This window comes from Marisediminitalea alba (assembly GCF_002993365.1).
Classification (GTDB): Bacteria; Pseudomonadota; Gammaproteobacteria; order Enterobacterales; family Alteromonadaceae; genus Alteromonas; species Alteromonas alba.
Window position 1 is genome coordinate 1 of record NZ_PVNP01000051.1, and the last position, 13,728, is coordinate 13,728.

The following is a 13,728-nucleotide window of genomic DNA, read 5'->3' on the forward strand; positions in this document are numbered from 1 at the left end:
CCTAAACCGCTTCCTGTTCGTCAGGCCAGCATTTTGCCTTCGGCTTCCTTCAGATTTCACCTCACGATGAACACCCTTGCCGTTCGGCTAGCACTTCCCCTTGCCGGGTGTGCAGAGGACTTCCACCTCCAAGTCATCAACTCACCACCACAGTGAGTCGAACAGTGCTAAAGCACTACGCGCCATGCCCGGCGCACCACCATAAAAAAACGATGACCGAAGTCATCGTTTTCTCTGAATTTTGAGTTTCCTTCTCAGCGATCCCTTGCGACTAAAATCTTCCCGATTAAAATCCGTATACGCCCCTTTCCTTCTTTTCTCACATCATCCTGCGTGAGCTGTTCTTCCTGAACAGATCCCTTTCCATTATTCCTATATAAGCTGTACATCCTGCTACAGCATTCTCCATCCCGGAGTTGTCCTTTTAGGCCTTCCCGACCGGTCCTTTATCCTTAAACAGAGTTCCTTACCCTGTCTTACTCATCCTGAGCAATCCCAAGTTCGTCCGTGTGTCTTCCTGACTCGTCGTGTTTCCTTGTGACACGTTCATAGTACGCTTATAACTAAAGAACGCTAATCCACTGTCGGATATTTTTGCGTCAACTTTGCCGGCCAAAGCTGACAAAAATAAATTTAATTCATATTTTTCATTACGTTAAAAATGAAGCGACGTTTTTAGCACAGACAAGCATCCACCATATCTCACAGCTTTGTAAGATATTTCGTACAAGAAGAAAGGGAAATCGTCTTATCCTTTTGGCTAAGTTCCAAACATCGAAAATTTGCGTACTCAAAGAAACAGTCGGGGAGCTTTATAATCTGGGATTAAAAGATTGCATAGTCTGTCTGCAATTCGGTATAAGTATAGCTAAGTGTTGCAGTAGCGCCAGAGCAGGCCACTATTAACCCGCAGCCATGTATGAAAACGGACTTTATAAATGACCTCAGCCCATCCCCTCAATAAAGCAAAATTAGTGCATGGTATCCTGGCCGCTTTAAGTGTGGGCTTAATACTCTGGGTAGTGAGACAAGAAGTCAATCTGTTGCTGATGCTTGGTGTTTTTAACCTGGTTTGGATAGTGCAGTGGTACAAAACCATGCCCGACGCCACGGTAAAGGATCCGGTAAAGTATGTAACGTTTAACAACGGTCATATTCAGTTTGGCTCAACCTCAATTACGCTCCACAAAGTGACACGGGTGGCGTTAGAAACCACAAGGGAACATTGCTATTTTTCCCTCCCCTATAATCCAACAACACCGGGAAATCCGCCGGGCTTTGTTTTTCCCGCCAGCAAAGCAGTGGAGTTTAAACGCTATCTTCAGACAGAACTTGGTGATATTCATTTTATCCATTAGTGAGCTGCACCGTTAATAGATAAGTAATAACAGTCCTTTACGCTGCGCACAGGAAGTTGCCAATTGCCTGCTAACTGGCAAGCAAGTTACCAGTCACCCTGCTTTCGCTCGTTCGACACAAAAACAACAAAACAATTTAACTTCATAGACTTACGATAGTTTAATCGGTAAATTTTAGTTTGGCACCCGTTTTGCTAAATGTTGTTAATTAAAGAAATGCTAAAGCAGTAGCCATTACAATAAAGTTGTTGTTAAACATCTATACAGGCAACAACACATTAATAACTGTTCGATTTCGCAGTAAGGTAAAAACATGACACGTACACAAAAAATATCCAGCGGCCTTCTACTCACACTTGCTACCACCGCACCGGCCTTTGCGCATACCGGTCACGAGACGGTTCAGAATGCTTTTTTGGCTGGTTTGTCGCACCCCCTGATGGGTATTGATCACCTTATTGCCATGGTAGCAATGGGCTACTGGGCGTCAGGTTTTGCAGGTAAACAATGCAAGGCCATGCTTGCCGCATTTTTTGCATTATTGATTGGTGGTTTTTCATTAGGCTTAGCAGGTTTCAGCTTTTCGTTTATGGAAACGGGCATCGTCCTGACATCTGTAATCACCGGCTTACTTATTGCCACTCGTAAGAACGTAACTCAGGGCCTGGCGGTTAGCCTGGCTGCCTGTTTTGCAATGTTTCACGGTTTTGCCCATGGTCTCGAGACCGCCGGCTCCGTCCCTTATCTGTTTGCTTCAGGTTTCCTCGTTACCAGCGCCACACTGGTAGCGGCGGGCTTTGCTGTGTCGAAACTGGTCTCGCGTAGCATCCCTTCTGCAAACAGAGTTATTGGGCTGGTAATTGCAATGATGGGAGTATCGTTGTTTTCAATTTAGGTGACCCACACCAACTATTGAATGCCATGGGCGGGAGCCGATCTTAGGGTCGGCTCCTTTTTTGCGTTATTAACACCGATGGCTTCATATAATGTTGCGCTAACACATTATAAGCCAGCACAACCTTCACTAACTCAATTGCATATTACCGGAATGTTACCGTAAGCTATTAAGATTAAATAATATGTAAGGCATTCAGGGATGAGTGAGTCAGCTTTTTACTGTAAGCCCTTTCAAACCGTCTTGCGGTGCTGATATGAAAACAGAAAAAGAAATTCTCGCTGAATTTACAGCCCTTGTTTTTGAAAAGGGACAGCCATCAGCCATGGATATTTTTACCAAACAGAATCTGTTAAAAGGATCTTTAACTTCTGTAAGGCTGGCAGCTAACGACGCATTAGAACTGTCTGCTTTAATGCGCCAGGATGAACAGAACAAGTTGAATCTTAAAATGAAGGAGAGCGGTTTACCTTCTCTCACTACGATGCATAATAAGGCATTCAGAAACTTTCTTAAGATTGCCAATCGGGGCATCATCAAAAAAGAACAAGAGTACCAGCTGGTGCGCTCTGTATCAGAAACAACTATTTTAAGTTTGGAACAACAGTCCATTGCTTATAAATTGTTGGAGAGCTACGAACAAACGCACAGCTAACAAAAAATTATGTAAGCGCTAGCAGATCCGCGGCAGTTGCTCACCCACCAGCATATCCAGAATGCGCTCTCCGCCAAAGTGAGTTTTCACCAGCACGCGGTTATAGTTCGATTCAATGACTTCACCAATAATAGCTGAATCTTTACCGGCCGGGTGATTACGCATCGCCTCAAGCACCGCCTCAGCTTTATCGGCCGGGACTGCCGCAACGAGTTTACCTTCATTAGCAAAATACAGTGCATCGAGCCCCAGGATCTCGCAGACACCGCGCACGGTATCTCTTACCGGGATATGTTCTTCCTGCAAACGAATACTGACGGCGGATGACTCAGCGAATTCACATAAAACCGTAGCCACACCGCCCCGGGAGGCATCACGAATAGCGTGCACATCCGGACACGCTTTCAACATGGTTTGGACTAACTCATTTAACGCCTGGCAGTCGGTTTCCAGCGTCACATCGAGCGCCAGATCACCGCGGGCATTAAGTATTGCCGCGCCATGATCGCCTATCAGGCCATTAACAATAATTTTGTCGCCTACCCGGCAGTTAGACGCTGAAATATCAACGCCTTCAGGGATCACCCCTATGCCACTGGTATTGATAAAAATTTTATCGCCTTTGCCTTTCGGTACCACTTTGGTGTCGCCGGTGACGATGGTCACTCCGGCCTTATCAGCGGCGGCTTTCATTGACGCAACCACACGCCGCAGGAGCTCAACATCGAGCCCTTCTTCTAAAATCATACCGCAAGACAAATACTTTGGGATCGCGCCAGACACAGCAATATCATTTACCGTCCCGTTCACCGCCAGCGAGCCAATATCGCCGCCCGGAAATTCTACAGGGTCTACCACGTAAGAATCGGTGGTAAACGCCAATTGTGCGCCACTTTGCATTAGTTCAGCCAATTCAAACCGAGCCTGATCTTCCAGTTGCTCCAGGTCGGGATTAGCGAAGGTCCCCACAAATACATCTTCAATCAGATCGCGCATGGCCTTGCCGCCTGCGCCATGAGCCATGGTGATGGTTTTGGCCCGCAGGGTCCGTTTAGGTTTATTCATACTGCTTACTCGGTTAGTTAAACGGCTTGTTTTACGTCGATTTTGCCATAGCTGTAGTAGGCGGAACAGGCGCCCTCAGTCGATACCATCAACGCGCCAATAGGTGTTTCGGGGTTGCACTGCTCGCCAAACAATTTGCACTCCCAGGGCTTGAGAACCCCCTTGAGCACTTCGCCACACTGGCAGGCTTTAGGATCGGCCACGTGGGCAGGCTCTACGGCAAATAAGCGTTCAGCATCAAATCGGGCGTATTTTTCACGAATGCGCACCCCTGAATGGTCGATTGACCCCAGGCCCCGCCACTCAAAAAATTCGCGCAGCTCGAACACTTCACCAACGGCTTTCAGGGCGTTATTGTTACCCTGCTCGGGAACAATTCGTTTGTACTGATTTTCCACCAGCGCCTTGCCATCACGGATTTGCTCTACCACCATCAGCATGGACTGCAGAATATCCAGCGGCTCAAAACCGGCAATCACCAGCGGGCGTTTATAATGACTGGCAATAAAATCATAAGGCGCTTTACCAATCACCATCGATACATGACCGGGCCCTAAAAAGCCATCGATAACCATATCTGGTGAATCCAGAATCGCCTTGATGGTAGGAATGATGGTGATGTGGTTGCAGAACAGCGAGAAGTTTGTGATGCCTTCCCTATCCGCCTGTAGTAGCGTTAATGCCGTACTCGGCATAGTGGTTTCGAAACCCAACCCAAAAAACACCACGTTTTTATGCGGATTTTTACGGGCAATATCCAGTGCATCCATGGGGGAATAAACCATACGTACATCACAGCCATCAGAATTGGCCTGTTGCAGGCTTTTTTTCGAGCCTGGCACACGCATGGCATCACCAAAAGTGGTAAATATCACATCAGGTTGTTCAGCAATGGCAACGCAGTCGTCTACTCTTCCCATCGGCAGCACACAAACCGGGCAGCCAGGCCCATGTACCATTTCAATCTTATCGGGTAACAATTCTTCCAGTCCGTAGCGAAAAATAGAGTGCGTATGGCCTCCGCATACTTCCATTATTTGTAACGGGCGTTGGGCGGTGGTGGGGATTTCCTCTACCACGGCATGGATGCGTTCAAGCACTCGCCGGGCCATTTGAGGATCGCGAAACTCATCGACAAACTTCATTATTTCTTCTCCTGAGACAACCGGTTGTCAGCCAGCAGGCTGTGCACCAGATCCCATAAAATGTGATAGCAGGCCAGGTGACATTCCTGAATGCGGTGAATACTGTCGCTGGGTACGGTAATACAATCATCGGTGAGTTGTTGTCGTTGCAGCTCTCCACCGGTTCGGCCGGTAAAGGCAATCACGCTCAGATCCATGGCCCGGGCTTTTTTGCAGGCTTCGATTAAGTTGGCTGAGTTGCCACTGGTGGAGAACACCACCAGCGTATCACCGGGGCTGGCCAGCGCGGATAACTGCCGGGTGATGACATGTTCGGTACCCACATCATTACTCACTGCCGTCATCATCGCGGTATCCTGAGATAAGTTGATAGCTGGCAGCGCTTTGCGACCGGTAGTAACCGGGTGCATAAACTCTACAGCCAGATGCGCGGCATCACAGGAAGAACCGCCATTGCCTGCGGTTAACAATTTTCCCTGTTGTGCATAACTGTCCGCAATGCGTTTTGCAGCAGCCAGCAAGGTCTTGCTGTGGCGCTCAAAAAAAGCCTGCTTCACGGCGATACTGTCACGCGCTTTAGCCTGAACAGAGGCAACCAGGGCACTATCTAACTCGTCGTTATCATTAGGGTTAACAGCCGGAGCCTGGCCGGTAAAGGGGTACAATGCCGACAGAACTGACTGGTTATCGGTAGGCTCGCTCATCACCGTTATCCCTGCGCACCCTGCTGCATGGCGTCGAGTTCTTCCTGTAACTCACCAATCTCAGCAAGAATCTCCAGCGTTCGCCGGGCTTCTTCCTCATCGATAATGCTCATGGCAAAGCCCACATGCACCAGCGCCCAGCTACCCACTAAAGTTTGCAGGTTACCATCAGCAGGCACCACACAACTTAAGTTAGCTTCGCGTTTTACACCGGAAACCTGAACAATGCCGGTTTGCATGGCCTCATCGCTGATCGCGACAATCTGGCCGGGGATCCCTAAACACATACTGATATTCCCCTTAATGCTGTTTACTGGTTTCTGAGTCGCCGGATTTCTCAAGCTCGTAGCGTTCCAGCTTGGAACGCAATCCTACCCGCGATAAACCCAGTTCCAGTGACGCGCTGCTTTTATTCCAGCGATGGCGGATCAACGTCTCGCGCAGAATGCGTTTTTCCAGCAGCTCAACCTTTTCTTTTAGCGTGCCTTCAAGGCCAGCAAACATATCAATGTCTTCATCCTCTCCGCCAGGCGCCGCTCTTAAGACCCGCGGATTGAGCAGGTCTGCAGTTAGCCATTCGCCTTCACACATTACCAGCATGCGGCGTACCTCATTTTGTAATTCACGCACGTTACCCGGCCAGCTGTACCGTTTCATACAGGCGATGGCTTCTTCACTAAAACCTTTTACCGGCTTGTCGAATTGATGCATGGCGGTTTGTAAAAAGCTGTTTGCCAGTACCGGAATATCTATCGTACGGCGAGACAATGCCGGCAGCTCCAGGGTGACTTCGGCTAAACGAAAATACAGATCCTGCCTAAACCGGCCGGCGCGCACTTCTTCTTCGAGGTCTCGGTTGGTTGAAGCCACTACCCGCACATTGACCTTGCGGCGCTGTTGCTCGCCGAGGCGGCGAATTTCACGCTCTTGCAGAACCCGCAACAATTTAACCTGAAATGCCGGGCTGATCTCACCAATCTCATCCAGAAAAATAGTGCCGCCATCAGCCTGTTCAAACAGACCCACATGGTCGGTAATCGCGCCGGTAAACGATCCTTTTTTGTGGCCAAACAATTCAGATGCCAACAGTTCATCGGGCATGGCACCGCAGTTTTCTACCACAAACGGCCGGTCTGAACGCAAGCTGTTGTAATGCAGCGCCCTGGCAAAGAGTTCCTTACCCGCACCAGATGGGCCGGTGATCAGCACCGAGACATCATAAGGCGCAATTTTGCTGACCTGGTCACAGATTTTATTCAGCGGGCTTTGCGCATGGCGTTTTATCTCTTCAAGCTGAAAGCTATTACGCAGATGGGCTTTTTTCTCACTAACCTGCTGCTCGGCCTGCTCTTCGGTAAGACGCATCTCCATATTCAGCAGTGCATTCTCACTTTGTAAGGCGCACATCCGGCACGCACTGCGGATAATCATTAGCAGACTTTCCGGGTGCCAGGGTTTGGTGATGTACTGCAAAATACCTGCTTCGTTGAGGCCTTTGATAATGTCTTCTGAGTCGGTATAGCCAGACAAAATAAGCCGGGCGACCTGAGGCCAGCGATCCCGCACTTCGGTTAGCAATTCCACACCGGTACGATCCGGCATGCGCTGATCGCACAGGATCACCTGCACGTCATGGCTTCTCAGTAATTCCAGCGCCAGGTCGGCGCTATTGGCAGTTAATACGTCAAACTCTTCATCCAGAGTTCGCTCAAGAGTTTCAAGCGAACGGACTTCATCATCAACGCATAACACAATAGGACGTTGAGATGTGGTCATTATAAGATTGCCTTAAACTGCTCTACCTGTTGTTGCAAAAGATAAATACGCGATTCAATGATGGCTGCCCGTTTGGTGTTGATCCAATCAAGCCACTCCTGCATGCCCTCGCCGCTTTTGGCTGACAGCTGAATAATACGGATTTCCGGATTGACCCGTTTGGCGTACTCAATGCATTTCTCGACATCAAAATCCAGATACGGCAGCAGGTCAGTTTTATTCAGGATCATCAATTCTGAAGCATGGAACATATCCGGATACTTCAGCGGTTTGTCTTCGCCTTCGGTGACCGAAAGAATCGACACTTTTGCCGCCTCGCCCAAATCAAACGAGGCCGGGCAAACCAGGTTACCGACATTCTCGATAAACAGCACGCCGCCGGTCATCCCGGAAAAGTTCTCCATGGCATGACCGACCATGTGCGCATCGAGGTGGCAACCTTTGCCGGTATTGATCTGAATAGCCTGAACGCCGGTTTCGCGGATGCGGTCTGCGTCATTGGCCGTTTGCTGATCGCCTTCAATTACGCCTACGGTGTAACGGTCTTTAATGCGGTTAATGGTTTCAGTCAGTAAGGTGGTTTTACCTGATCCCGGGCTGGAAACCAGATTGAGCACAAACAACGACTGTTGTTCAAAGCGTACCCGGTTTTGCGCGGCGTACTGGTTATTTTTACCCAGAATATCCTGCTCAATTTGCACCATTCGGCTTTGACTAAGGCCTGCCACATGGGCATGAGCAGGGCCTTTGCCGAAGTGAATGTTATCGCCATCACTTTCAATGCCGCTGTGGTCATGCTGGTCTTCATGACTGTGAGCGTGTGAATGGTCGTGACTATGTCCACCATGATGGTCGCCATGATGGTGATGATGATCATGGTCGTGATGATGATGCCCGTGGGCATGTGAATGATCATGACTATGCCCATGAATATGAGTGTGATCATGGCTATGCCCGTGGGCGTGTCCCTCATGCCCTTCTATTTTAACTTCACCTTCTGAACAACCGCAAACCGTACACATGTTTATGCCACCTCTAGTTCTTTTATTCTCATTTCTTCACCCTGCGTTATCTGTAAGTGATAACTGCCACAAACAGGGCAACTGTCATAGCGTTGCGTGACCGGGACGGTATCCAGACACTGCAAACAGAAGGCTTTTCCCGGCATTTTTATAATGTGCAGGCTGGCGCCTTCGGCCAGACTTCCTCTTATTACTGCATCGAAACAAAACGTTAGTGCGTCGGCTTCGATAGTGGCGAGCGGGCCAATCTCGACCCACACCGCTTTGACTTTTTCAAACGACTGGCTCACGGCCTGTTCTTCTAATACCTGCAGGATCCCTTCTGCAATAGACATCTCATGCATGGACTAACTCCAACTGCCACGACACACAAGGGTCGAGAAGTTTTATCAGGGTTTCCGCCACCGGGGTTACCTGATCCCAGGGTAAATATAGCCCTTCCAGCATGGTTTTGAGACTCCCCTGGGGATGAAAATTCCACTCAGTGGGGGCAATAATCTGGTATTTAGCTACGTGATTACGGTTATCCAGTTCAACTTTATGTAGCAGTGAACCTCTGGCCGTTTCGACTACAGAGCAGCCGCGCACGCCTGTACCCTCAGCCTGACTAAACTGATGCTGGCGGACTATTGATCTGAGCCTCATTGGCGCTGTGGTTATTTCACGGTAAAGCGAGCGCAGGCGACTTTCAATTAAAAATCCCCTGGCTTCAATATTTTGTCGAGCCCAACGGCCAGTCTCGGCCGGTGCTCCGTTAACGGTTGGCTGATGACAAAATTGTTCCGCTTCCGCAGCCTTTAACGATGTCAACACTACCGTCAGCTGTTGCGACTCAGTTAAGTTTAACGTTTTTGCGGCCAGTCCTAACGGGTATTTACCGCAGGCTTTCAACAACTGACATACCTGGGTTGATAATCCCATCGTTGCTAACGAGGATCCTGCCTGGTTGGCCGGTAATAATGGCTTAATAACCTCTTCCAGTTGCCGGGCCAATTGCTCTAGCGCCGGCTGACAACCCGCCTCACCGGATGTTGCCGAAGACAGGGTTAAACTCCAGTCAAGTTGCTTACGGCACTGATTAAACCAGTCCACCACATTACTCATTCTGGATTTATGTTGCGGCGCCCAGTTGGTCACCCAGCTAAACACTTGCTCCCGTAAAGACTCTGCAAATAATAGCGTATCCCGGGCTTGTTTGATGACTAACGTTTCGCTAATGCCAGCGGCGCTCTCTACGGCTCTGAGCGCGGCGATTAACTGCCCCATCCCGCAAATATAAAAGAGCGATGGCATCATCGCCAATACCCGATCAACCGGTTTTTCCCTGAACAGGCGGGTAACGGCAAACGGGCGGGTATTGTTTATCTCAACGGCTTTGATATGGTCACGGTTATAACAAATGGTTACTTGTATGCCGCCGGTAAGCGGATTAGTCGCTGTGTTATGCGCTTTACTTCCGGCAGCCAGTTCTGCAGCAATATTCATGGTCTGCTGTCCTCCCGCCGGGCGAAGTTGCCGGTTAAGAATGCCCGGCGACTCACCTGTGGCGTCTCATCATCGGCCACTTGCTGTGCACTCCCTGCATCACAGTCTTGTGCATCAAGCTCAGCGGCCTGGCGCATTTCGCTATGAACCGTATAGCTTTGATGTCGTTCTGAAGGCGCAACGTTTTCGGCATCAAACAACGCTGCCAACACTTCCTGCGCGGTTTCCATCGCTATGCTCTGTGATGAAAACTCAAACATCGGTGAAAACACCGAGCAGGTGGCAAAATCGCCACATTCTCCGGCATAAGCACGGATAAACTCGTATTGGCCGGAGGGCAATTTCTGACGAAATTTAGCACCAACCTGCTGAACGTTATGATGAGACGCCTCGCCCGGGAGCAACACAATATTCATACACCAGGGCGTAACGATAATGCCCAGCCAATTGTCTTCCCATGACAAAAATTCGGTCGCATCCACTGCGAGCTTATTATTGTATACCGGCAGGCCTGCCATTTTGCGGGCTACCGATTCATAGAAAGCGACAACTGCTGTACCGTTTGACACTGTTAGTCCTCTATCACCATAAACTGATCGCGGTCACCATCACATTCCGGACACCGCCAATGGTCAGGCAGGTCGACAAACGCCGTGCCTGGTGGAATTTGCCAGACCTCATCACCTTCCGCCGGGTCGTAAACATACCAGCATATCTTGCATTCCAGTCTGGCCTGCTTATCTATCCGGCTGGCGTCGCCTAAATAACTGCCTTCAAAACCCTGAAAACTCATTCTGCCTTCCTATACCAGTGCATCGCGAATTTCAGACAGACGGACCGCTGAATCGGCCAGATCCTCGGGGGCGGCGCAAGCCACTGCGGGTATTGCCACAATTTCCAGAGTGTCCAGGATTAGTTGGTCGGTACTGTTGTAATACTGCACTCGCCACAGGCCATCCACCTGAGTCGACGTGATCCGGCAGTTGCCGTATCCGCGGGACAAAATGGTGACACTGCCGGTACCGGTAGTTTCGGTCAGACTGTAGTGGTCTTCAGGCGAAAAAGGTAACAACGACAGGTTTATTACATGCGAAGCCATCCCTGGGTCGCGCTGGTAGTCAACTGAGGTATCCGCAATTTCTATCAATACTGAAGGCGCATTCAGTAGTCCTTCTGGCAGGCTGGCGATTCGGGCGGGTAAATCCACCTTAGTGGCAAATGCCTGGTCTTTCACACATTCGGGGATCTCTGCCACCTCAATAGCTTCTGCAGTCACGTTACCCTGCTCGTCAAAGGTACGTAAACGCCAGATACCGGCCATTACCGTTTCCTGAATTCTGACCGGCTTATCGCCATCGATCAGAACGCTCACCTCGCCTTCACCGAGGATTTGATTAAGCAGGTTTAAGTCTGCCTCTGGTAGCTCAGTAAGCGTCATAATGCTGCTCTGACCGTTTTCGTTGATCTGGCCAAGCATAATCTGGATATCGGCGAGGATACTCATGGCCTGAGGGCAACGTTCCAGCTCACTTTCTTCCGGAAACGATGGCATATCATAGGTGTTCATTTCCGATGGCATCTTCATGTAATCAAGCACCATGTCGCCTTCTGACTGGCTGCCCGGCCCGATTGGGACATTGACGATGTTTATACTGTTATCACGCATGTTGTTCCCCTATTGTCCGCAACTTTTACTCACCGGATTAAACACTACCGGAATACCGATACCCGGATCAGGGCGGGGCTCCAGCGTCAGAATTCGATTGATTTCGTGTACGTAGTCATCCCAGTTTTGCACTTTGGTAATGGCGTCGAGATACTGGCCATGCTTAAGAAACACCAGTGCCGGCCACGCCATAAAGTTATAACGGCCGCGACAGGCGGTTTGAATATCTTCAGATACCACCGCCGGGGTAAGCTGAGGAAACTGTTTGATCAGCTCTGGCAGGATCACAGCTACATCCAGGCTTTCCGGAAAGCGTTTAGGATCTTCGGTTAAAAACAGTACACTAATTGGTGTCTGCTCTATGAAACCTTCAAAATTATCGTCATCGAGTAAAGGGTAACCTAACTCGTCGATAAGACGATTGATCAGCGGTGAGTTCATAGTGTTCTCTTATCTTGTGTTATTTTAAAAGCGGTTTTAAATGGTCTGGTAGCTCAGGCTCGCGCTCGACCAGATCTTTAAAGCAATCGTCGAGATCAACACTTTGCCCGCACATCACCCGTTCTATAGCGCTGACGGCCTCTTCCACCTGTTGTGCCCGCGCTTCAGTGAGCACTTCCCGGGCAGCGTCTAAAAAGACTAACAACCAATCACCTGGTACTACATCGCCCACCAGCGATATATCAATCCAGCGCTGCTCTGCGCCACGCTGACAGTAAGCCTTGTGGCTGTCGGTGTGAATTACCTGAAACGGCACGCCAATACACATTACTTGGTACTTTCCCCTACAGCACTGCCTATGACACGGCTATCACCGGTACGGCAGGCTGCCTGCTCATCCGGGCGGCCCTGCTCATACTCACTCAGGTTTAACTGACCCGGCGCCAGTGCCTGCGACGTCCCCGCGCTTCGTTGCGCAGAAATACCAAACTGCGTCAGGTAGGCCAGCGCAATGTCGATAGCGGGTTGCACCTGCGCCTTTACTTCTTCGCGCAAACTGCCGCCAAAATCTTCCAGCTCAACCGGCTGACACCCCACCAGCAACAAATCTGCCGGGTAATGACCGGTAAACTCGGCCATGGCTAACACTTCCTGAAAACCGGTCTGATGCAGACTCATCTGTTTAGCGCCCATAAATTTAGGCACTTCGTCGTTATAGATGGTTTTTAAGGTGCCTGGTGCAAGGCCGTAATCAATAGCGTCGAACACCACCAGCACATCGGCTTCCTGAACATGCTGTACCAGATAAATGCCCTGGGTACCGCCATCCATGATCTTTACGTTTTCGCCAAACTCGTAATTCTGGTTGAGCGCCTCAACACAGCGAACACCAAACCCCTCATCGGCCCATAACACATTGCCAATGCCCAAAATAAGTATTTGCTTTTCATTCAATCGACTTTGCACGGTGTAAAACTCAAACTCTCTGGCGCTTGCGCTAATTACATTTTATTTACATACATCAAGTTGCATGCCAACTTAGTAAAAAATCAGGAATCACCGTATGGCGGGGTGTCACGGGGGGCGTTACAAGTAACCACAATAATATAAAGGATATAGATATAACAACACTATTCACCAATTGGAAAGTTACTAACCACCCTCTTTAACAAATCGGCGGCTGGCATCGTACAGCTCCCAAAGCTGTTGTTTTTCCAACCAAAACATCGGCGTAGTCTGAAAGTGTCGGGCCAGTCTGATAGCGGTATCGGCAGAGATCGCACGTTGGCCTTTGATAATTTCGTGTACACGTCGGCGGGATATGCCTAACAGTCGCGCCAGCTCAGACTGGCTGATATGCAGCGGTTTAAGATAACAACGCTCAAGAAATATACCGGGATGTTCAGGCTTGCGACTACTCAGGCAGTGGCTGCGAACATTGAGATTGAAGGCTGTCATCCGGTTGCTCAGAATAGTCATTAAAATGGGTTAAAGAAAAAGGGACGCAGGCGGGGTC

The 13,728-nt window shown here is 49.5% G+C and carries 18 protein-coding genes; 3 read left to right on the forward strand and 15 right to left on the reverse strand.

All coding sequences use genetic code 11. From position 1 onward, the window contains the following. Positions 1-938 precede the first annotated feature (938 nt). The 3 genes from C6Y40_RS06175 to C6Y40_RS06185 all read left to right on the forward strand — a co-directional run bounded on the left by C6Y40_RS06175 (position 939) and on the right by C6Y40_RS06185 (position 2,908). The gene (locus C6Y40_RS06175) at positions 939-1,358 is read left to right on the forward strand and encodes a hypothetical protein (protein ID WP_020745498.1); all 420 of its coding nucleotides are present in this window, start codon (positions 939-941) and stop codon (positions 1,356-1,358) included. Positions 1,359-1,671: 313 nt separating this feature from the next. After that, complete coding sequence (locus C6Y40_RS06180; protein WP_105933846.1) at positions 1,672-2,253, forward strand: HupE/UreJ family protein; 582 nt, start codon at positions 1,672-1,674, stop codon at positions 2,251-2,253. A gap of 256 nt (positions 2,254-2,509) precedes the next feature. Continuing rightward, positions 2,510-2,908, forward strand: coding sequence for a hypothetical protein (locus tag C6Y40_RS06185; RefSeq protein WP_146129513.1), 399 nt, complete (start codon positions 2,510-2,512; stop codon positions 2,906-2,908). A gap of 18 nt (positions 2,909-2,926) precedes the next feature. Here the strand turns inward: C6Y40_RS06185 and hypE are convergent, their stop codons facing one another. The 15 genes from hypE to C6Y40_RS06260 all read right to left on the reverse strand — a co-directional run bounded on the left by hypE (position 2,927) and on the right by C6Y40_RS06260 (position 13,670). Then, complete coding sequence (gene hypE / locus C6Y40_RS06190; RefSeq protein ID WP_020745495.1) at positions 2,927-3,973, reverse strand: hydrogenase expression/formation protein HypE; 1,047 nt, start codon at positions 3,971-3,973, stop codon at positions 2,927-2,929. A gap of 17 nt (positions 3,974-3,990) precedes the next feature. Next, on the reverse strand, positions 3,991-5,118 hold the full coding sequence (hypD, locus tag C6Y40_RS06195) for a hydrogenase formation protein HypD (protein ID WP_020745494.1): 1,128 nt from the start codon (positions 5,116-5,118) through the stop codon (positions 3,991-3,993). Continuing rightward, a complete protein-coding gene (locus tag C6Y40_RS06200; RefSeq protein ID WP_020745493.1) occupies positions 5,118-5,822 on the reverse strand; it encodes a D-sedoheptulose-7-phosphate isomerase in 705 nt (234 codons plus the stop codon). Before C6Y40_RS06200 ends, hypD begins: the two co-directional genes overlap by 1 nt. A gap of 5 nt (positions 5,823-5,827) precedes the next feature. Then, positions 5,828-6,109 carry a HypC/HybG/HupF family hydrogenase formation chaperone gene (locus C6Y40_RS06205; protein ID WP_020745492.1) on the reverse strand — a complete coding sequence of 94 codons (282 nt, stop codon included), beginning with the start codon at positions 6,107-6,109 and terminating at the stop codon, positions 5,828-5,830. Positions 6,110-6,122: 13 nt separating this feature from the next. After that, positions 6,123-7,598: a sigma-54-dependent transcriptional regulator gene (locus C6Y40_RS06210; RefSeq protein WP_105933847.1), complete on the reverse strand. Its 1,476-nt coding sequence runs from the start codon at positions 7,596-7,598 to the stop codon at positions 6,123-6,125. Beyond that, positions 7,598-8,620 (reverse strand): hydrogenase nickel incorporation protein HypB, encoded by a 1,023-nt coding sequence (gene hypB, locus C6Y40_RS06215; RefSeq protein ID WP_071978383.1) that lies wholly within the window; start codon positions 8,618-8,620, stop codon positions 7,598-7,600. Before hypB ends, C6Y40_RS06210 begins: the two co-directional genes overlap by 1 nt. A 2-nt stretch (positions 8,621-8,622) precedes the next feature. Next, a complete protein-coding gene (gene hypA / locus C6Y40_RS06220) occupies positions 8,623-8,964 on the reverse strand; it encodes a hydrogenase maturation nickel metallochaperone HypA (RefSeq protein WP_020745489.1) in 342 nt (113 codons plus the stop codon). After that, on the reverse strand, positions 8,957-10,105 hold the full coding sequence (locus tag C6Y40_RS06225; RefSeq protein ID WP_105933848.1) for a nickel-dependent hydrogenase large subunit: 1,149 nt from the start codon (positions 10,103-10,105) through the stop codon (positions 8,957-8,959). Before C6Y40_RS06225 ends, hypA begins: the two co-directional genes overlap by 8 nt. Then, complete coding sequence (gene hybE / locus C6Y40_RS06230) at positions 10,102-10,674, reverse strand: [NiFe]-hydrogenase assembly chaperone HybE (RefSeq protein ID WP_071978381.1); 573 nt, start codon at positions 10,672-10,674, stop codon at positions 10,102-10,104. Before hybE ends, C6Y40_RS06225 begins: the two co-directional genes overlap by 4 nt. Before the next feature lie 2 nt (positions 10,675-10,676). Continuing rightward, complete coding sequence (locus tag C6Y40_RS06235; protein ID WP_071978380.1) at positions 10,677-10,898, reverse strand: rubredoxin; 222 nt, start codon at positions 10,896-10,898, stop codon at positions 10,677-10,679. Positions 10,899-10,907: 9 nt separating this feature from the next. After that, positions 10,908-11,771, reverse strand: coding sequence for a hydrogenase expression/formation protein (locus tag C6Y40_RS06240; protein ID WP_105933849.1), 864 nt, complete (start codon positions 11,769-11,771; stop codon positions 10,908-10,910). 9 nt (positions 11,772-11,780) lie between these two features. Further along, complete coding sequence (locus C6Y40_RS06245; protein ID WP_020745484.1) at positions 11,781-12,212, reverse strand: thioredoxin domain-containing protein; 432 nt, start codon at positions 12,210-12,212, stop codon at positions 11,781-11,783. Positions 12,213-12,231: 19 nt separating this feature from the next. Further along, the gene (locus tag C6Y40_RS06250; RefSeq protein WP_020745483.1) at positions 12,232-12,540 is read right to left on the reverse strand and encodes a HypC/HybG/HupF family hydrogenase formation chaperone; all 309 of its coding nucleotides are present in this window, start codon (positions 12,538-12,540) and stop codon (positions 12,232-12,234) included. Continuing rightward, positions 12,540-13,166 carry a HyaD/HybD family hydrogenase maturation endopeptidase gene (locus C6Y40_RS06255; protein WP_071981095.1) on the reverse strand — a complete coding sequence of 209 codons (627 nt, stop codon included), beginning with the start codon at positions 13,164-13,166 and terminating at the stop codon, positions 12,540-12,542. Before C6Y40_RS06255 ends, C6Y40_RS06250 begins: the two co-directional genes overlap by 1 nt. Positions 13,167-13,364: 198 nt before the next feature. Continuing rightward, entirely contained in the window at positions 13,365-13,670 is a 306-nt protein-coding gene (locus C6Y40_RS06260) for a HigA family addiction module antitoxin (RefSeq protein WP_020745481.1), read from the reverse strand. Positions 13,671-13,728 lie beyond the last annotated feature (58 nt).